Origin of the sequence: uncultured Odoribacter sp. (assembly GCF_937966165.1) — a bacterium.
Taxonomy (GTDB): Bacteria; Bacteroidota; Bacteroidia; order Bacteroidales; family Marinifilaceae; genus Culturomica.
In genome coordinates this window covers 183515-203665 of sequence record NZ_CALCLB010000016.1, presented here as the reverse complement: position 1 = coordinate 203665, position 20151 = coordinate 183515, and the positions used below count along the sequence as shown (strand labels likewise).

The window sequence follows — 20151 nt, the reverse complement described above, 5'->3', positions numbered from 1 at the left end:
TATTTGCAAGGAATTGAATAAAACAGCCAAACTTTAATAATCTGCTTTACGCATATCAACAACCCATATGGAAAAAGTCAATATAATGTGCGAAAATACCGGAAAATACTACGAAATAGAAATAGGTAGTAATTTACGGGATTTAAAAAAAATCGTATTCCCGGACAACCACAGGCGATTCTTAGGCGCTTTGGTAAACAATCAACTGCAGGATTTACAATACATTATCATGAATCCGATGCAAGTCAATTTTATTGATATTACAACTTTGGATGGGTATAGCATCTATACACGTTCATTGATTTTTGTACTTTACAAAGCCGTACATTCGCTTTTCCCCCAAAAGACATTAATTGCTGAATATATTATTTCCAACGGCATTTTTTGCCGGATAGCCAATAAAGATGTCTGCCTTTGTCCGGAAGTGATTGAAAACATCCACAAAAAAATGCAGGAAATCATCCAAGCAGACTACCCGATTATCCGCAAAGAAATCCCCACCAAAGAAGCCATCCAGATATTTAAAAAACAAGGATTGAAAGATAAATCCGAGCTGATGGAAACCCGGGGAAGGCTTTATACATCCGTTTACTATATTCAGGACACAGCCGACTATTTTTACGGGACCCTGGCTCCGTCTACCGGATGTCTGGAAACTTTTGGTCTGGAACCTTATAAAGACGGTATGTTGCTCCGGCTAGCCGATCGCAAACGTCCTGCTGAAGTGCTTCCCCTGGTAGCTCAAAATAAACTATTTCAAATATTCAGTGAATATAAAAGATGGGGCAAAATCATAGGAGTTTCAGATATCGGAGGACTGAATAAAATTGTAGAAATGAAATATGCCGGAGCGATGATTAAAATCAGCGAGGCGCTGCACGAAAAGAAAATTTCTTTAATTGCGGATAAAATCAAAGCAAAAGGTAAAAAAGTCAAAGTAATTTTAGTTTCCGGTCCCTCCTCTTCGGGGAAAACAACTTTTAGTAAACGGCTCAGCATACAGCTTATGGTAAACGGTATCCGGCCGATCATGTTATCCCTGGACAATTATTTTGTCAACCGGGAAAATACGCCCAGGGATGAAAAGGGAGAATTCGATTTTGAGAGCATCGACGCCCTGGACATAGAAACGTTCTCCGATAATATGCTCCGACTCCTCAAAGGAGAAGAAGTGGAGATTCCTAAATTTTCTTTTGAAACAGGACAACGTTACTATGACGGAGAAAAACTGAAAATCAATAGAAACAATGTGATTATTGTCGAAGGCATTCACGGGCTGAATCCAAAGTTAACTCAGCTCTTACCCCCGGAAGCTTTATTTAAAATATTTGTATCCGCTTTGACGTCTATCTCCATCGACAACCACAATCTGATCAATCCGGCAGACAACCGTTTGATCCGGAGAATGGTGAGGGACTACAAATACCGCAATTATTCCGCCCTGGAAACCTTAAAACGCTGGGAAAGTGTATTAAAAGGAGAAGAAAAACACATTGTACCTTATCAGGAGGAAGCCGATATCATCTTTAATTCTGCTCTGATCTATGAATTAGGAGCTTTAAAACAACAGGCAGAACCTCTGCTAAGAGAAGTCAGGGGACAATATCCCGAACATTCCAAGGCTTTGAGGCTTTTGAAATTTTTCTCCTATATAAAAGCCGTGCCCACACGAGAAATCCCCACCACTTCCATTTTGAGGGAATTCCTGGGTGGAAGCAGTTTCAAATATTGATATTAAAATAAACGGCTCTTCTCCTGCTGAATTTTGGATGAAGGAGAGCCGTTTTTACTTTTTAATCTAACTCTGCAAAAGTATTTTCAATCAGGCCAATTGCCTGCATTAACTCTACTTTATTGATAATTAAAGGAGGCGCAAAGCGAATAATATGTTCGTGGGTAGGCTTGGCCAACAAACCTTTATCCCGCATTTTTAAACAGACATCCCAAGCTGTTTTTCCATTTTTAGGCTTTATCACTACAGCATTCAATAACCCTTTTCCCCTCACCAACTCAATTCGGTCGGACGGAATCTGGCGGATTTTTTCCCGGAAGATTTTTCCTAAATTTTCTGCATTTTCCGCTAATTTTTCATCCCGGACTACTTCCAGGGCCGCAACGGAAACTTTAGCTGCAATAGGATTCCCCCCAAACGTAGAACCATGTTCTCCCGGACGGATACACAACATAATATCATCGTCAGCCAATACGCAGGATACAGGCATCACTCCTCCTCCCAAAGCTTTTCCTAAAACCAAAATATCCGGACGCACCCCTTCGTGGTCGCAAGCCAGTAATTTCCCCGTACGGGCAATCCCTGTCTGTACCTCATCGGCAATAAATAAAACATTGCGGGCCTTACACAACTCATAGGCTTTCTTTAAATATCCTTCATCCGGAACATATACACCGGCCTCTCCCTGAATGGGTTCTACCAAAAAGCCAGCGATATGCGGATCCTGCAATTCTTTCTCTAAAGCCGGGAGATCATTATAAGGAATTCTAATAAATCCAGGAGTAAACGGACCATAACCACCGTAAGATTCCGGATCATTGGATAAAGATACAATAGTAATGGTACGACCGTGAAAATTTCCGTCGCAGACGATAATTTTAGCCTTTCCGTCAGGAATACCTTTTTTCATATAAGCCCATTTCCTGCAAAGTTTTAGGGCTGTTTCATCCGCTTCTGCTCCGGTATTCATCGGTAATACTTTATCATATCCGAAATAACGGGTTACAAACTCTTCCCACTCCCCCAAAACATTGTTATAAAAAGCCCGGGAAGTCAAAGCCAGCTTATGCGCCTGATCGCTCATTGCTTTCACGATCTTGGGATGACAATGTCCCTGATTTACAGCAGAATAAGCTGATAAAAAGTCAAAATAACGTTTACCATCCGTATCCCAGACAAAAATACCTTCACCTCTTTCCAGCACTACGGGCAGGGGATGATAATTATGGGCTCCGTAACGGGCCTCTCTGTCCATGTAATCCTTTGCATTCATAATTATATCATTTTAGGAAATATCGTAATCGTTTGCAGAATGCAATTTGAGAAAAAAATGCAATAAATAAAATTATTTTACTTCTTTTTTACAGAGAAAATATTTGTAAAGTAAAATCTGACCGGTAATAACGAAATTTTTTATGTCTTTTTTTTCTTCAGAAAAGCAAAATATTTGTGCAATAATTCCCGGAAGGTATCAAAGGTTTCCTGATAAGAAATACCAACTCCCTGAATGGTCTCCGTTGCATTATAAACAATTTTTTCATCGGTATGGGAATAGGCCTTTAATTTCAAAGTCCCCTGCTTGTTCAGTTTTACTTCCACATCGAAGTCTCCGGCAATATTACTACTGTTGGCCGAACTGGATGTTACATTTTTTGTCCCTCCCACATCAACATTTCCATTCGCCGATAAAGTCACCCTATCGTTCAATATCTGAGTAGAAAGGGCAACTTCAATTTCATTGGTCGTAATATTATCCCCGGGGCGATAAGAAAACCCAATATCGAAATTATTACTGATCTGTGATAACCAACGGGAAAGCTGATTCGATACCAGCTCGGTTGCCGTCGTTACCCCGGCCTGATAACCAGCATTCCGTTCCGCCATATCCGTCGAGTTCATATAATCAGGCGTATAGAATTTATTCAGAATCAGTAAAGAAAATACCTGTTTATTAATTTCATCCTGACTAGCGAAAAGACTTTGAACAAATCCCTTGGTTTGCGTATCCAAAGTCGGGAAATTGATGTTAAATTTTACCAAGGGATTCGCCAAATTATCACTCAGATTCAAAACACATTCTACAGGTACTTTTGTCGAGCGGTCCGCATTGGAATTACTGCTTGTCAGTAATTCATATAAAGAAGTCTTCAGGTTATAAATTGCGTTGATATCAATTGTAGCATCATAGGGTGAACCGTTCCAGCTAATGCTTCCACCCGGAGTAAGCACAAATTTTTTATTCAACAAATTACTGAGTGTAAACAAATAATCCCCCTTGGATATTTTATATTCCCCGAACATATTAATCATACCGTCCTGATCCAAAGTCACTTTAACATCCCCGTTCCCCTTCGTCCGCAAAATATCTCCGATCGTAGGATCAAACACGACCTGTACCTCCAGATTATCATTTACTTCCAGATTGGCATTTAATGTCAAATTATTACTGCTGCTTGTTACATTCCCCTTCCTCCGCATAGGCTGGTTGGGATTGACAAAATGCAGAAAATTCCCGTCTTCTTCCGATAAAGCCGAAGTCAGTGGAATAAACAAACGGGAATTTTTCTCCGGACGAATGTTGACGGTAAGGTTGGTGACCCCATCCCGGTTATTGATGTTGGTGAGACCACTGATATACACACTTCCGTAAAAAGACTCATTCTGGCTGGAAGTCGTATTCAACAGTAAAAAATTGCGGGAAGCAATATTCAGATCATACCGGTTTTCCCAAAACCGATAACGTCCAGAACAAACCGACACATTGTTCTGCGCATCCTTCACTACAAAATCTTTCAGGATAAAGTCACTCCGGTCAATATAAATACTATCGTTCATAAAAAAAGAAGTATTCATATCTCTCAGATTTAAATATACTGAATCCAAAAACAAATGGCCGGAAAAATCGGGACGCGAACTGGAACCGGAAAGTTTGACTTTTCCAGATATTCCTCCGGTACTCTTTGTAAAATAATCCGAAGCATATATTCCCAAACGATCCAGTCCGATTTCAGACAACTGAATATCTACATTCAACTGATCGTTCAAAGGTTGATAATATCCCGATACCTGAAGCGGTATGACGGATCCCACCTCATTTTTAGCCCGCAGAATAACGGCATTGCTATCGGGATCCCAAGCCGATAACAGTCGCAAAGTACCCAAAGTATCCCGCGTAATCCCCCAATTCTCTACATTTATATCCGAATACAGTAAATTATCTTTATAATAATCCTGAACAACCACTTCCCCGCTCGTCGTTCCAAAAAGATGCAAACGATTATCTGTAATTATACGACTGAGCTCTGCCAGATCAAACTGATTTACCCGGATGGAAAGCTCCTTTTCCGGATCTTCGGAAATAGCCCCGTTTACAGACAAAAACTGATTTCCATTGCTAATCCGGAAGTCTTCAATTGTAATCTCTTTACCGACCGCATTTATCCACGATTTGTCAACCTGCCACACATTGTCAGATAATATAATCACCCCGGGATGAATATTGATTTCCGTCACATACTCCTCTTCTCCCCGGGAAACAAATTTTATATCAGCAGACAATTCCCCGCTATAGGTTTGGGCCTCCCAATTACTCCAAATTAATTTATTGCTTATATTATTATCCCCTAAAACCAAAGTATTCCGGACATTGTATAAACGGGACAAATCCCCGTATTCAAATTTATCTGCCGTATAAACCAATCGTAAACGTTCCGTATCCCCTTCCAGTCCTATCTCCGAAGCAGTCACACAAAAATCCCGGTAACGGATGGTGTCAGCATCCATTTTCAAATGAATGGCTTTATCTTTACCATAGTAAGCAGCTATTTTACTGCCTTCAGAAATACTCAGCTGAGGGTATATCGCCCTCAAAACCTTTCCGGCATCTTTAATCACGACCTCATAGCGGAAGTCTAAATTCTCCTTTTTCGCTAATTTATTTTTTTTATGCCGAAAAGCAGGTAAATATCCCTGTATTAACTTTTCAGTGAATGCCAGGGGAGAAATGCCGGTATAATGCCCCTCAATCTGGGCATCGGCGACATCTGAAAGCAAACTGGTCATATAATATCCATTGTCCAGACGATTTTCCAAACCGATGTTTTCCAATAGAAAATGTCCTTGCGGACCTGTATAAGAAAAATTGGAAAACGTAAAATTACAAAAATGATTCCGCTTATCCTGTTCTGCAAAAACCAAATCAAAATCTGTCCTCACCGACTCTTTCCCCTCCGACAAAGCCCAACCAAAATCAGAAAGGTTGTTAATCTCCATAAAGCCTTTAACTCCCCAAAAATCAACTCCTCCGCTCGGATTATAATTTAAAGCAGCTGTAGCCCGTACACTATCATTATCCAGAGAATATAGTATACTGGTCACATCGTCTTTCACAGACAGGGAAACCGAAGCATCCCTGATTTTCCCTTTCCCGATCTGAAGAGAAGGAATTCTGCTCCACAGATCAATCTCGGTATGAGAATCATCCATATATCCCTGATAATTTCCGGTCAAAACACCGTATTTCAATAAATCAGTTCCTCCCAATTTTCCAAAATGGACAACAGGAAAATTAAAATCACCGGAAATCTTCGTACAACCCAAGGAATCTGCACCATAAGGAGAATATACCAGCTTAAAATCCCCCTTCAGCCCTTCTGTCCGGCTATTAATCAAAAAAATAAAATCTGTAATTTTCCCTTTGAAAACCCCGTCCAGTTCAAAAAAAGGTAAATGATGTAAAGGCGTAGGTACATTTATATTTTGCCTGAACCAAGGCAAGTAAATCGTCTCCAGATCTTCCGGATTTAAATAAGCATCCTGCAGATGAATTTCAAAAATAGTATTCCAAACGTCCGGCAAACCCTGAGATTTAAAACTTCCCCTAAAATGGGAATCTTTTCCTAAAGCAAATACCAGATTATTCCCCTCAATCCGGTTTACTGTATTGGAAACAATCCCCCGGCATTTTACGGTATTGTCTATTCCACGTAAAACTCCATTGAAATAAGCCAAATCGATAAAACTGACTTCAGAATTTCCCAGACGATAATACTGTTGCATTTTAGTAGTAAAGTTCCGCCAGTCGCGTCGGCCGGGCACCCAGTTGAATTCCAATTTCTGCAAATCCAGAAAACTCCGCTCAGTATAAATTTTACATTGCTGAATCAGCAAACTGGAATCGGCAGCAATCACCTGTCCTTCCATATCCCGGATTATAAATCCGGATTTTTCTTCAAAATTCAAACCGGAAACCTTTACCGCAAATTTTCCGCCGGAAAAATCCGGTTCTGTAACAGAAACATTGACATGCCTGCACTCCACATCTGTCCAGTTTATACCGTAATCCACCGCTTCATATTCACTTTCTTTATAGACTACTCTGGAATCCTTAACCTGGATTTTCTTTAAATCTACCCGCCAGGTATTACTTCCGGATAAAGTCTCCGGATGTTTCTCATTTCCCTTTTGCAAAGAATCCAGAAAGACATCCAGATTCATTTTCGCCTCCTCTTCCCCCTCTCCCCTTACAATCCATAAATTGAAATAAGCCCGGTCCAGCGTAATATCCCTCACAATAAAACTTTGAGTAGAAAAACGGAAAGAATCGATTTTAACATGAAAATTTTCGCAATACAATAGCGTATCGTTCCGGTAATCCTTTAATAAAACATCATTCAATACCAGCGATTTCATCGGACGGAAATCTACTCCCCCAATCTGTATCTTTACTCCTGTCGTCTGTTCTATCTTATTTGTAAACAGACGAACCAGATAGGTTTGTACATACGAACTATGCAGGGAAGCATACAGGATCAGTAACACCAACAGACAACCCGCCACACTATAAAATAATATGCGAAAAAAATTTTTTATACCCTCACTATTTTTAGTTTGAAGGCAAAAGTATTAATATTGCACAATATTTGAAAGAGATTCAGCACGAAAGATAAAGGCTAAATTCCCGATTGTTAGCTTTTAACTTTATTTCAGCTTTCAATTTTAATTCATTTATCATGACCGTTATATTAGGAATTGAATCATCCTGTGATGATACTTCTGCCGCTATATTGAAAGACGGAATCGTATTATCCAATATTATTGCCAGCCAAAAAGTTCACGAAGCTTATGGGGGAGTTGTACCGGAATTAGCGTCCAGAGCCCATCAGCAGAATATTATTCCTGTCGTTTCAGAAGCAATCCATAAAGCCGGAGTCCGTATTCAGGATATCAATGCCATAGCTTATACCCGGGGCCCCGGATTACTCGGTTCTTTACTTGTCGGCACTTCTTTTGCAAAAGGGTTTGCCATTGCGAACCGTATCCCGATGATTGAAGTGAACCACCTCCAAGCCCATATTCTGGCTAATTTCATCAAAGAACCCGGTGTGGAAAGCCGCCATCCCGGTTTTCCTTTTCTGACATTATTAGTCTCAGGGGGCAATTCACAGCTTATCGTCGTACACGATTACCTGAATATGGAAATGATCGGCCAGACCATAGATGATGCTGCCGGAGAAGCATTCGATAAATGCGCAAAAGTAATGGGTTTACCTTATCCCGGCGGCCCGGTCATCGACCGTCTGGCGAAAACCGGCAATCCCGTCCGTTTCGTGTTCAATAAACCCCAAATCCCCGGATTGGATTATAGTTTCAGCGGTCTGAAAACTTCTTTCCTCTATTTTATCCGGGACGAGTTGAATAAAAATCCGGATTTTATTACGGAAAATCTAAACGATCTTTGTGCTTCCCTGCAAAAAACAGTAGTCGATATACTCCTGGCAAAATTGAAAAAAGCAGCTAAACAAACAGGAATCCGACAAATTGCTATCGGCGGAGGAGTTTCGGCAAACTCTGCCTTACAAAATGCCGTACATACAGAAGCTGAAAAATCCGGATGGGAAGTTTTTATTCCCCGTTTGGGATTTTCTCTGGATAACGCCGGAATGGTTGCCGTTACCGGTTATTATAAGTACTTAGCCGGACAGTTCGTGGGCCTGGAGGCTGTTCCCTTTGCCCGGACGACTCTCGATTAAAATTTATTTCAGATTCTCAGACATTGCAGTATTGAACATTTAATCCTTATCACCATGAAAATTCTGGTCACCTACGATATCCCCCGCGAACCTTTTAAAAATCTTCCTCCCAACTGGGAAATTACGTTCCCGGAAGGAGAAAAGTTAACAAAAGACGAAATTATCCGGATGCTTCCGGAATACGATATTTTGCTGGCTATTTTCAGCCGCCCTATCGACAAAGAAATCATTGACGCAGGGAAAAAACTGAAACTTATCAGTAATTACGGGGTAGGTTACAATAACATTGACATTCAATATGCCCGGGAAAAAGGAATTACAGTATGTAATACTCCCGAATCGGTATGTAATCCTACAGCCGAATTATGTATGGCCTTGATGCTGGGCATTGCCAGAAGGATCGGAGAATTCGACCGGAGAATCCGGACCGAAAAAGAAGGGATGTGGGGAGTCATGAAAAATTTAGGATATGGATTGAAAGACAAAACACTGGGAATTATCGGAATGGGACATATCGGACAAAACGTAGCCCGCAAGGCCTCCGCCTTCGGTATGCATATTCTCTATTATAACCGGAAAACAGAAATTCCCGGGTACCGGAGAACAGATTTGGATACCCTCTTAAAAGAATCCGATTTTATTTCTATTCATACCCCTCTTACGGAAGCCACTCATCATTTAATCGGAGAAAGGGAATTGGAATTGATGAAAAATACAGCTTTTCTTATCAATACAGCCCGTGGAGCCGTTATAGATGAGGAAGCCCTCAGCCGTTTCCTGCAAAAACGGCAAATAGCCGGAGCCGCTTTGGATGTATTCGAACGGGAACCTCATATTACGGAAATATTATATTCCTTAGACAATGTTATTCTCGTACCCCACATTGGTACAGCCACATACGACGGAAGGATTGCTATGGCTAAAGAAGCACTGGACAATATATACAATTATCTGAACGGACAACCGACAAATGTGGTGAACTAAACAAAGGGAACAAAAATTCAGGGTTTTTAGAAAAATAATTTGTATAATAAACAATTTACTCTATATTTGTACCCGCTAAAGAAAAACAGCGTTCTTTGAAAGGGGAGATACCAAAGCGGCCAACTGGGGCAGACTGTAACTCTGCTGACTTATGTCTTCGTAGGTTCGAATCCTGCTCTCCCCACAAATTTTAAACGGCGGATGCTGTAGCATCCGGTGATTTTGAAAATTTTTGCAGTCAAAAGCACACTTTTGTAAGTCAAAAGTTTTAAAATTAGTAAGAAAGATCCCGTCTTTCGCCGTATAAAATTTGTGAGTTTCTCCCTTCCGGACCGGCGGGCAAAGTGAGCCTGTCCTGTTTAGGGGAATGTCTTGCGGAAATAGCTCAGTCGATAGAGCACTAGCCTTCCAAGCTGGGGGTCGCGGGTTTGAGTCCCGTTTTCCGCTCTCTGGAAATCAAGCAGTTACATGAAAATGTGACTGCTTTTTTCTTTGTCTTTAATGTCTTGTCGCAATTTTGTCGCATTTCCGACTACAAAAATGTCAAAAAACTCACACGAATTTTTACAATAAATCTGTCGCTCCCCATCATTATGGGTGTCTGACTGTATTTTATTGTCTTTTCAAAGGTAAGACATTTTACCCTATCTTCCTGTTGATTTTGTGTAAAATATAGCTAATCGGATTAGTTAAATTCTTTTCCTCTATGTAGTACATATACATATAACTTATTATTCACCTGTATGTTATACTTTCCATTTGTCATATCTTTGTACAAAACACAAAACAATTGACGATATGGAACAAATAAAACCTGATACTCTATTAGTTTATCTGACAGTGGAACAATTTACTTCCCTACTACAAAAATTATTACCAACCCAAGAACCGGTAAAAGAATCTTTACCTGAATACTTCGGGATCGACACCTTTTGCGAGATCACAGGTTATAAAAAGAATACCGTTTATCAATTAGTCCGTCAAAAGAAAATTCCCGTTTATCGTGCAGCACATGGTAGAAAGAAGCTTATGTTTAAACGAGATGAAACAGAGAAATGGATGGTGAATAAACGTATGGGAGATTTAAATGAGTTCATCGAAAAGAAAAATAATATTATGCACAATAAATTTACATAATTATTTTTTTCAATTCTTATACATATTGTTTATGTTTGCAAACGAAATTTTATCAAACCTAAACATTTTTGTATGAAATCAAGATTTGAGAAACTGTTGAGGAATATTTTCCTGACCTCTGCAACCTCAATAATAGCAACAAATAGTTCAAAAGCTATTTCTTATAATCTTTCAAAGATAGATACTAATACTACTAATTCGGAAATTTCAAAAAAGAGTGATCTCTCACAAAAATTTATATTAAAATTTACGGGCGATAATTCATATATGATTGCCGGACATCGAAGCCATCGTTCGCACTCTTCACACCGTTCTCATTCTTCACATCGTTCAAGTAGTTCTGTTGGTAATTACACAACAAGCTCTTATTCAAACTACGGTAGTGGTACTGCATCAGTACCAACTACTAATTACTCTTTAGGTGATAGAATTATAAAATCTGGCATGAAGGGAAAAGATGTTAAAGAATTGACAACTTTATTAATTGAAAAAGGATTTTTTACCGAAAAAGATATAGTTAAAGATAAATCTGACTACATCATTTATTCAGGAAAACTAATTGAAGCTGTGAAAAGATTTCAGGAAACAACCCATCAGAGTATCGATGGTATTGTCGGGAATAATACGATAAATAAACTCAAAACATATCAAATTCAAAATACTGTTAATGACGAAAAAATTAATTTAGGTGACCGTATTTTGAAAAAAGGTATGAAAGGGACGGATGTAACTCAATTAAAAAACATTTTAATTGACAAAGGTTTTCTTACTGGCATAATGTCTAAAGGAAGCTCTGAATTTGATGAAGCTCTGAAAAATGCTGTTATTAAATTCCAAAACAGTAAAAACATAGATGCGGATGGAATTGTCGAAACACAAACGGTCTATTTCCTAAAAAAATAATAGCATGTTCCTTTTTGAATTAACTGCTGAGAATAAAATACATCTTTCTATTGATCTCACCATTTTCAATGAAAAAGTAGTCAGTAAAGTACTTTACTGGCTTACTGATCAATATCTGATCTATTGGCAAAATAAATCAGGTACAATCCAAGATATAATATTAGAAAAGAAAGAGTTACCTATTTCCGAACAGGATTTTAAATATCTAAAAGAGAAAATCAGTCAGGACTTTATTGATTATAAGAATCGGGATATTATCATTGAGGAAACTAAAAATATTCGGAATATTCTCTATGTAAAAGCGTTTGCTAACAATGATGAGTTCGAAGATTTTAATTTAATGAACTGAGTATGTATTATTTATTACCTTTTCGCTTCGAACGTTTGAAAGGAAATGAAATATTAGTAAATGAAGCCGGCGATTATCTGATTGTACCACAGCATACTGTTGAAAGGATTGTTAATAAAGAAATAACTGAAGCTGAAGAAATCTATAAAGATTTAATCGCCTCTTTCTTCATCAGTGAAACACCACTGCCTGATCTAATAGATAATTATGCTGCGAGATTACGAACAAAGAAAGCCTTTCTTGACCTGTTTACTACTTTACACATTTTTGTTCTGACTCTAAGATGTAATCAAAATTGTATATACTGTCAAGCTTCCAGTAAAGAATGTGATTCGGAAATTTTCGATATGAAAGAGAGTGCCCTCTTGAAAGCTATCGATTTAATGTTCCAGAGTCCCTCACCTGCTATCACAATGGAATTTCAGGGTGGAGAACCTTCTTTAGTGCCTCAATTATTAAAGTTTGCTATTGAAATGTCAGAGCAAAGAAATAAGATATTTCAAAAAGAAATCACTTACGTTTTATGTTCTAATTCTATCCATTTTACAGAAGAATTACTTTCTATTTGCTCTGAATATAACGTACTTATTTCAACTTCTTTGGATGGACCGGAATTTCTACACAATAAAAACCGGGGTAAAATAAACAGCTATTCCCAAGTTATTGCTGGAATAAATCAGGCCCGACAACATTTAGGAAATGATCGAGTGTCTGCATTGATGACAACTTCAGATTATTCCTTACAATTTCCCCACGAAATTATTGATTCATATATACAAAACGGTTTTAATAGTATATTTCTCCGTCCATTGAATCCATATGGCTTAGCAACAGATAATGATTGGAATTCATATTATCAGTATTTTGTGGAATTTTATAAGACTGCATTAGACTATATCATAGAAATAAATAAATCTGGTAAAATATTTGTTGAGGAATTTACGGCACTAATATTACGTAAAATACTTACTCCTTTCTGTTGTGGTTTTGTTGATCTACAATCACCTGCAGGAATTATTAATAATGTGATCGTTTATAATTATGATGGTTACGTATATGCTTCTGATGAATCACGTATGTTAGCTGAATATCAGGATTATACTTTTCGTCTTGGCCACGTCACAGATAAATATACAGATATTTTTTATGGAGAGAAAGCACAACAATTAGCTCAGACGTGGGCAACAGAAGTGATTGCAGGATGTTCTGACTGTGCTTTTCAAACTTATTGTGGTGCTGATCCGGTTAGGAATTATTCCACTCAAAAAGATGTATATGGCCATCGGCCTTCATCTTTCCTATGTAAAAAGCATAAGGCTATTATCAAACATATCTTTTCATTGTTAATAGAAAGAGAAAAAGAGGTTATGCCTATTTTTAAAACTTGGATTAAAGATTGTCACTAAATGAGAGAGATTGATATTAATTCCAATGATAACACACTCTTTGTTACATCACAATGTAATAACCGTTGCTTAATGTGTGCTCAACCACCATTAGATAAAGATGATATTGAATTTTACTTTTCAAGAAATTTAGCGGCTGTCTCCACTGCACCAAAAGAATTAACAGATATTGGAATTACAGGAGGAGAGCCAACCTTATTAGGTACAAAATTATTTGATTTACTACAATATATTCATGAATATCTGCCTCAAACCCTTATACATATTCTTACAAATGGACGAGCTTTTGCCGATATAAACTATACGCAAGAATTGGCTAAATGTAATTATTCAAATCTTTTACTGGGTATTCCAATGCATTCAGATTATTCAAGCGACCATGATTATATTACACAAGTGAAAGGCTCATATTCTGAAACATTGAAAGGGTTGTATCATTTAGCTGAAATTGGAATTTCTATCGAACTTCGTATTGTTATTAATAAGATAAACTATTTACGTCTTCCAAGAATTTCTAAATTTATATATAAAAATCTCCCTTTTGTGGATTATATATCATTCATGGGATTAGAGGATATTGGCTATTCCATTAAAAATCATTCTCAAGTCTGGATTGATCCGGTTCAATATCAGAATCAACTTGAAGAAGCCGTTTTAGATCTAGCCACTTGGGGTATGAATGTTTCTATTTTCAATCTTCCTCATTGTTTGTTAAAGCCAACATTACATGAATATGCCCGTAAATCTATTTCGGATTGGAAAACTAAATACCTTCCAATGTGCAATAATTGTGATGCTAAGAACATATGCTGTGGTTTATTCTCTACTTCCAAACAACAAAGTGCTTACATTCATTCAATATAAAACATTATAACCTTAATTTTCTTTTTCGAGAATTTAACAACTCTTCTATTTTCTCGTCTTCGTCCTTAACACTCCAATGTAGTATTTGAGGTCGGTATCCCTAATAAATTAAGACGGTTTGTTATATTAGAAAAAATGATGTCATTTAGGCTCTTTGATTGATCAGAACATGGCTTTTGTAATGTCTGTTCCAAAGTTTCTTGCTGTTTGGGAGAAATATTTCTCTTTATTTGACGATCTATTTTTGCATAACTAAAACTGCGATCTATGGCAGAGCCTTTGAAAGAATATTTTCCTTTCAAGAAAATAATACCTTGTATTTCCTTTGTTGTTCCCTTATATTTAAAACTGATCTCTATATTTTGATTATGCAAATATGACCTTAATTCTTCCCAAGAACGGATATTATTTAATATTTGCTTTATTGTTTGCCAAATCTCAAACTTAGTTCGATAGGGTTCTCGTAAACGCTCTATCTTAACGTTTTCTTTTCCCTGTGGCATGTATAACTTACGTGAAAGAGTTATATCTCTGCATACCTCTATATTTCTACGAAAATTATTAGAATCCTTAATCGTCTGTCCGAAATTATTGACACGATTATAAACGATATGACAATGCGGATGTTCCCGATCATTATGACGGACGATCAAATATTGTGTATCAATTATTCCCATACCTTTCAGATATTCATTAGCAGTATCTGTCATGTATTTATCTGTCAGGCGTTCTTTATCTTTAGGAGAAAAGCTAAGAGATATATGACCAACCTTATTTCCCAAACTAGGACGCATTTGACTTTGGGTTTCCGTCTTACAAATCAGCAAACCGATGGTATTATTATCCATCTGATGCTTCATCTGGTGATTCACCGCGGTAACATACAATCCCAGCTTACTTACATATTCCGCTTTAAACTCTCCGGTCTTCAATTCTATAACAACATACGAATGTAGCTTTATATTATAAAACAACAAATCCATAAACAACTCCTTTTGCCCCACCACAATCCGCACCTGCCTTCCTACATAAGCAAACCCATTTCCCAATTCAAGCAGAAACTTAGTGATATTCTCTGTCAACGCATCTTCCAGCTCCTTTTCCACATATCCCTCCCTCATCGTTAGGAAATCAAAATTATACGGGTCTTTCAGTGTCTCTTGCGCCAGATCACTTTGCGGAACAGGCAATAATCTGTCAAAATTAGTTATTGCTTTCCCTTGTACCTCATAAAGCCTCGTATCAAGCATATTCAGCAACATATTCCTGCTCCATCCGTTCTCTATGGTCTTATGCACATAAAACAACGCCTCTTTCACATCTTTGATCTTATCAAGGATATACATTTGATGTCTCCAAGGAATAGAAAAAAACAGCTTCATCAATAACATTAGGAACATCATCAATTTTTGCAGCAAGTTGCTGCAAATTCTCGCCACTATTATATAACAATTACATTTGCTTCATATAAACCAAATTACGTGGAGAAAAACCCTTCATATACGGAAATTCATCCTTCAAATCCTGTGAAAGTTGGTTTATAACGCTCTTTCCCCACACCGCCTCAGCGTTTCTATTCACTATATCCTCGCCGATAGACCAATACAGGTATAACATTTCTATGTTCACCTTTACAGCTGCTTTGATCTGCGACAGCCGGATACGTTGCTTTAGCTCCATAATCCACGCCTTGTAACTATTATCGGTTTTGATTGGTTTACTCATGATTCCATTATTTTATGCAAAGCTATAAAATTAATTACGAAGCCAATAATCCATCCGTCATTCCCGCTATTTCATCCTTACCAAATCCCTCAAGGTATATTTTGGTCGTTTCTGTACTTACGTGGTGCAAACCTGCCGAAACGATATCAATACTCTTGGTTTTATTGAATAAAATCATGGCGAAGCTGTGACGGGCGAAATAGGTAGAAAGGTCTTCTAATCCCTCCGGAAATTCCATCAGTTTTGCCATCCTTTTCAGGTATTTGTTGAATTTCTTCCGTTTATTCAGGATGTGTTCATACAAAGCCTTTCCGTTTTCATCAGTGGTTACGATGGGTAACAGATAGTTTTCCATACAGGGAAAGTTTTCTTTCAGATAGTTGATTTGTTGTTCTATGTCTTTATTCAAATCCACTTCTATCGGTTCATGGGTTTTATCCCTTTCGTATATAAAATATCTCTGTGCTATTCCCTCTTTGGTATAGCCACTAAGAATATCGGTATTCTTTAGCGTTGACATATCCACAAAGTTAATTCCCCCACAGAAGAAAGAGAAGAAGAATAGATATTGTGTTCTCGTATAAACAGGATTCTTGAATTGATAGTTATAAAACTGTAGAAGATATTTTTTCGGAATAAATCGTTTTCTTGTTTTGGTTTTCAGTTGCGTATCTACGCTGAAAATCTTTTTGCCCGTCATTGTCCTATAGCGGTTTGAAAAGGGGTAGGTTTCAAGACTTCCGACATTATCCTGAATGGCTGTGTACTGTTCTTAGCGATCTGACGTTAACGGATATGCCACCTTTCTTACATCCGTTCTTCAATTGCTCCTAGACATATTTCCTAACATATTCATAATTGATATCTGCAAACATGCGTTTGTCTAAGGATTTATCAAATCATCCAAGATAATATAGTAATTCACGGAAAGTCCGGGCGTGTCCGAAACGCTCTTGTTTTTCGAGTTATTCTATAAATTGCAGAACATAACTTTTGAATTTGGTTGTTTTCTTTTCAACAAACAGACGTTCTATAGTCATCGTGTTTATAAAAGAGATTTTTCGTTTGACAAAATCGGAAACGGCTTCTTCCAGATCATAATGAATTCAGGTATGCATTACATATCAGTGCATCGGGATAGGATTGTGAACCTGTTGCGATGAACCGTTCAAAATCGGTATTCCATTGTTTGGGCTTTGCGGATATATCCAATATGATCAGTTTCCGCTGACCGCAGAAATTCAGGATTAATCCGATTGGAAAGGTGGAATCTTTACGCTTCCGGTTTTCGGCTGTCATTAATTTGAATAATCAACCTTTTTTGTTAGGAATTGTTGTCTGATACATAAGTACGCAATAAATCGATTATTAACTCAATTCATGCGTGTTGTTTTGTCGCAATTTTGTCGCAGAATATGTTTTATTTCACTGTTCTGTCGCGTTTTTGTCACAATTCTAATACAAACAAAAACAAGTAAATCCAAGAGAATTGAACACGCGATTATCTCATCTACAGTGCAAAATTACATCAGACTTAAAGAACTTCAAATAGAATACGTACATCTTTTGTCCACCTTCCAAGCTGGGGGTCGCGGGTTTGAGTCCCGTTTTCCGCTCTCTGGAAATCAAGCAGTTACATGAAAATGTGACTGCTTTTTTCTTTGTCTTTAATGTCTTGTCGCAATTTTGTCGCATTTCCGACTACCTCTTAATCAAAATCCTCCGGACGATTTTAAAAACTCTGCTAAATAAGCCGATAAGCAGACCAGGACGCAAGTAAAACCCAACAACAAATATAAAATAGCACCTTCCCCCGTCCCCGGGGTACTTTTTTAGAATTTCTTATTCAGGATACGGACAGCATTGAGAACAGCCAGCAAGGCTACTCCGACATCAGCAAAAACAGCTCCCCACAATGTAGCATATCCCAAAGTTCCTGCCAGCAAAACAACTCCCTTCACCCCAATGGCCCCCACAATATTCTGACGAACAATATTCCGGGTCGTACGTCCGATGATAATAGCCGTTGCTACTTTCGAGGGCTGGTCGGTCTGAATTACGACATCTGCACTTTCTATGGCAGCATCCGATCCCAATCCTCCCATAGCAATTCCTACATGACTCAATGCCAATACCGGAGCATCATTCATACCATCTCCTACGAAAGCCACTGATTTACCCGGTTCTGCAGTCATCTCTTCCACATAGACCGCCTTATCCTCCGGTAAGAGGTCTCCATAAGCTTTATCAATACCCAAACGTCCGGCATACTCCGCTACAATCTCACTTTTATCACCGGACAACAGACGAATATCCGTCACATTCAGTTCTTTCAACCGCTGGATGGTTTCTATGGCATCTTCTTTCAAGGTATCGGACAATAACAAATGCCCGGCATATTGCCCATCGACGGCACAAGCCACAACAGTCGCAATGTTATCGGACAACTGCACCGGCACAGCGATACCCCGTCCTGTCAGTAAACGGATATTACCTACCACGATCCGCTGCCCGTTTACAATGGCTTCCATACCATGACCTGCCAGCTCACTTACCTCTCCGGCTTCTCCGGCTATAATTCCCCGCTCCTTTGCATAACAAACAACTGCCCGGGCAACGGGATGTGTACTTTTTTGTTCTACAGCAAGCAAAATGCCCAATAAATCAGCAGCGGAAATGCCCTGACACTGTATGCCGGTTACGTTGAAATGTCCGCTTGTGAGCGTACCCGTTTTATCGAAAACAATTGTATTTATTCTTGTAATAGCATCCAGATAATTCCCGCCTTTAAACAAAATTCCGGCACGGGATGCCGCCCCTATTCCTCCGAAATACCCCAACGGTACGCTGATGACTAACGCACAGGGACACGAAATAACCAAAAATACCAATCCTCTGTACAACCAGTCCGCAAAAACATAATGAAAAGCAGGAATCCACAGGCTTATAAAAGCAGGAAGCACGACAATGAGCAGGGCTAACAAGGTTACCACAGGAGTATAAATCCGCGCAAAACGACGGATAAACAATTCCGCAGGAGCCTTACGCTCCGCAGCATTTTTCACCAAAACCAGTATGCGGGCCAGTGCACTTTGGCCGTAAGGCCGGTTTACCTGCAAATGTACCGTCTGACCGCAAACCACCATTCCGGCAAGTACTTCTTCGCCCCGTTTTATGGTCCGCGGCACACTCTCCCCTGTCAATGCCGAAGTATCAAACAGAGCCTGTTCTTCCAGCAATATGCCGTCTAAGGGAATCCGTCCACCGGGTTTTATTTGAATTTGCTCACCAATACCCACGGTCCGGGGGGATACACTGATATACCCTTGTGCACGCAATACCTCCGTCTGTTCCGGGCGGACATCCAACAATCGGCTGATATTCCGGGAAGCACGGTCTACAGCCCGGTGTTGTAACATTTCACCTACTGTATAGAAAAGCATAACAGCCACCGCTTCGGGATATTCTCCAATACAAAATGCACCTGCTGCAGCCATAACCATCAATGAAAATTCATTACAAAAATCTTTCTGCCGCAATGCATGCAAAGCTTCCTGTAAAACAGGTAATCCCACCGGCAGAAAAGCAACCAAAAACCAAACCAATTCTATTCCTGCATAAGCAAACCAAGCCGTTCCTGAATGCCGTAAAAAAAGTCCTATTCCCAACAACACAAAAGAGGTAAGGATACATACAAGTCCCCAGGCCTTACTTGCATGATCGTGAGCACATTCTTTAGAACTGTTATGACAACATTCTCCATCAGGAGAAGGCATCCCGGCCTGAGCCCGGGAACCCGGAAAGGAATGCGCATGATGCTGGTATATTTCTCCCATAACTGTATCTTTTTAATTTATTCGTTACAAAAATAGAAGAAGAGTTTCGCAACCGGATTGCAAAATCCGGTCAGGTAATTTCTAAATTTACCTTTACCGGATCAATGCAAAAGTACTGAGAAGAACAATGCCGGTCCGTTTGAAAAAGACCGGGCAGAAACCGGGTAAGTTTTACAGACCTGAA

15 protein-coding genes and 2 tRNA genes are annotated in these 20151 nt (G+C 38.9%); 10 read left to right on the top strand and 7 right to left on the bottom strand.

Translation table 11 applies throughout. The features are described 5' to 3' along the window. The first annotated feature begins 85 nt into the window (after positions 1 to 85). On the top strand, positions 86 to 1732 hold the full coding sequence (locus tag Q0465_RS07545; protein ID WP_298614648.1) for a nucleoside kinase: 1647 nt from the start codon (positions 86 to 88) through the stop codon (positions 1730 to 1732). A gap of 61 nt (positions 1733 to 1793) precedes the next feature. Here the strand turns inward: Q0465_RS07545 and rocD are convergent, their stop codons facing one another. Together rocD and Q0465_RS07535 are read right to left on the bottom strand one after the other, a co-directional pair. After that, a complete protein-coding gene (rocD, locus tag Q0465_RS07540; protein WP_298614645.1) occupies positions 1794 to 3005 on the bottom strand; it encodes an ornithine--oxo-acid transaminase in 1212 nt (403 codons plus the stop codon). Positions 3006 to 3145: 140 nt separating this feature from the next. Next, positions 3146 to 7570, bottom strand: a complete 4425-nt coding sequence (locus tag Q0465_RS07535; protein WP_298614642.1) for a translocation/assembly module TamB domain-containing protein — start codon at positions 7568 to 7570, stop codon at positions 3146 to 3148. Between the two features lie 173 nt (positions 7571 to 7743). On the opposite strand from Q0465_RS07535, the gene tsaD reads away from it, so the two are divergent. From tsaD to hxsC, 9 genes are all read left to right on the top strand, one after another. Then, the gene (gene tsaD / locus Q0465_RS07530) at positions 7744 to 8763 is read left to right on the top strand and encodes a tRNA (adenosine(37)-N6)-threonylcarbamoyltransferase complex transferase subunit TsaD (RefSeq protein WP_298614640.1); all 1020 of its coding nucleotides are present in this window, start codon (positions 7744 to 7746) and stop codon (positions 8761 to 8763) included. Between the two features lie 54 nt (positions 8764 to 8817). After that, positions 8818 to 9747 (top strand): NAD(P)-dependent oxidoreductase, encoded by a 930-nt coding sequence (locus tag Q0465_RS07525; protein WP_298614637.1) that lies wholly within the window; start codon positions 8818 to 8820, stop codon positions 9745 to 9747. A 101-nt stretch (positions 9748 to 9848) separates the two neighbouring features. Continuing rightward, a tRNA-Tyr gene (locus Q0465_RS07520) sits at positions 9849 to 9931 on the top strand. 190 nt (positions 9932 to 10121) lie between these two features. Then, a tRNA-Gly gene (locus Q0465_RS07515) sits at positions 10122 to 10194 on the top strand. Positions 10195 to 10545: 351 nt separating this feature from the next. After that, positions 10546 to 10884 carry a helix-turn-helix domain-containing protein gene (locus Q0465_RS07510; RefSeq protein WP_298614635.1) on the top strand — a complete coding sequence of 113 codons (339 nt, stop codon included), beginning with the start codon at positions 10546 to 10548 and terminating at the stop codon, positions 10882 to 10884. A 72-nt stretch (positions 10885 to 10956) separates the two neighbouring features. After that, on the top strand, positions 10957 to 11787 hold the full coding sequence (locus Q0465_RS07505; RefSeq protein ID WP_298614633.1) for a peptidoglycan-binding protein: 831 nt from the start codon (positions 10957 to 10959) through the stop codon (positions 11785 to 11787). Positions 11788 to 11791: 4 nt separating this feature from the next. Further along, positions 11792 to 12136, top strand: coding sequence for a His-Xaa-Ser system protein HxsD (hxsD, locus tag Q0465_RS07500; RefSeq protein ID WP_298614631.1), 345 nt, complete (start codon positions 11792 to 11794; stop codon positions 12134 to 12136). Between the two features lie 2 nt (positions 12137 to 12138). Then, positions 12139 to 13542, top strand: coding sequence for a His-Xaa-Ser system radical SAM maturase HxsB (hxsB, locus tag Q0465_RS07495; protein WP_298614629.1), 1404 nt, complete (start codon positions 12139 to 12141; stop codon positions 13540 to 13542). Continuing rightward, positions 13543 to 14406: a His-Xaa-Ser system radical SAM maturase HxsC gene (gene hxsC, locus Q0465_RS07490; protein WP_298614626.1), complete on the top strand. Its 864-nt coding sequence runs from the start codon at positions 13543 to 13545 to the stop codon at positions 14404 to 14406. It abuts the gene before it with no gap. Between the two features lie 65 nt (positions 14407 to 14471). On the opposite strand, the gene Q0465_RS07485 is transcribed toward hxsC, so the two are convergent. The 5 genes from Q0465_RS07485 to Q0465_RS07465 form a co-directional block, all read right to left on the bottom strand. Next, complete coding sequence (locus Q0465_RS07485; RefSeq protein WP_298614624.1) at positions 14472 to 15797, bottom strand: PDDEXK nuclease domain-containing protein; 1326 nt, start codon at positions 15795 to 15797, stop codon at positions 14472 to 14474. 61 nt (positions 15798 to 15858) lie between these two features. Continuing rightward, a complete protein-coding gene (locus tag Q0465_RS07480; protein WP_298614622.1) occupies positions 15859 to 16131 on the bottom strand; it encodes a DUF1016 N-terminal domain-containing protein in 273 nt (90 codons plus the stop codon). Positions 16132 to 16165: 34 nt separating this feature from the next. Next, positions 16166 to 16651 carry a tyrosine-type recombinase/integrase gene (locus tag Q0465_RS07475; protein ID WP_298614620.1) on the bottom strand — a complete coding sequence of 162 codons (486 nt, stop codon included), beginning with the start codon at positions 16649 to 16651 and terminating at the stop codon, positions 16166 to 16168. A 575-nt stretch (positions 16652 to 17226) separates the two neighbouring features. After that, entirely contained in the window at positions 17227 to 17430 is a 204-nt protein-coding gene (locus Q0465_RS07470; RefSeq protein ID WP_298614617.1) for a hypothetical protein, read from the bottom strand. 533 nt (positions 17431 to 17963) lie between these two features. Further along, positions 17964 to 19967: a heavy metal translocating P-type ATPase gene (locus Q0465_RS07465; protein WP_298614615.1), complete on the bottom strand. Its 2004-nt coding sequence runs from the start codon at positions 19965 to 19967 to the stop codon at positions 17964 to 17966. Between the last annotated feature and the right edge of the window lie 184 nt (positions 19968 to 20151).

Coding starts and splice junctions, on each gene's coding strand:
- Q0465_RS07525 (WP_298614637.1), top strand. CDS start 8,818: ATGAAAATTCTGGTCACCTACGATATCCCCCGCGAACCTTTTAAAAAT.
- Q0465_RS07475 (WP_298614620.1), bottom strand. CDS start 16,651: ATGTCAACGCTAAAGAATACCGATATTCTTAGTGGCTATACCAAAGAG.
- hxsC (WP_298614626.1), top strand. CDS start 13,543: ATGAGAGAGATTGATATTAATTCCAATGATAACACACTCTTTGTTACA.
- hxsB (WP_298614629.1), top strand. CDS start 12,139: ATGTATTATTTATTACCTTTTCGCTTCGAACGTTTGAAAGGAAATGAA.
- Q0465_RS07470 (WP_298614617.1), bottom strand. CDS start 17,430: ATGACAGCCGAAAACCGGAAGCGTAAAGATTCCACCTTTCCAATCGGA.
- rocD (WP_298614645.1), bottom strand. CDS start 3,005: ATGAATGCAAAGGATTACATGGACAGAGAGGCCCGTTACGGAGCCCAT.
- Q0465_RS07465 (WP_298614615.1), bottom strand. CDS start 19,967: ATGGGAGAAATATACCAGCATCATGCGCATTCCTTTCCGGGTTCCCGG.
- Q0465_RS07480 (WP_298614622.1), bottom strand. CDS start 16,131: ATGAGTAAACCAATCAAAACCGATAATAGTTACAAGGCGTGGATTATG.
- Q0465_RS07485 (WP_298614624.1), bottom strand. CDS start 15,797: ATGTTATTGATGAAGCTGTTTTTTTCTATTCCTTGGAGACATCAAATG.
- Q0465_RS07545 (WP_298614648.1), top strand. CDS start 86: ATGTGCGAAAATACCGGAAAATACTACGAAATAGAAATAGGTAGTAAT.
- Q0465_RS07510 (WP_298614635.1), top strand. CDS start 10,546: ATGGAACAAATAAAACCTGATACTCTATTAGTTTATCTGACAGTGGAA.
- tsaD (WP_298614640.1), top strand. CDS start 7,744: ATGACCGTTATATTAGGAATTGAATCATCCTGTGATGATACTTCTGCC.
- Q0465_RS07505 (WP_298614633.1), top strand. CDS start 10,957: ATGAAATCAAGATTTGAGAAACTGTTGAGGAATATTTTCCTGACCTCT.
- hxsD (WP_298614631.1), top strand. CDS start 11,792: ATGTTCCTTTTTGAATTAACTGCTGAGAATAAAATACATCTTTCTATT.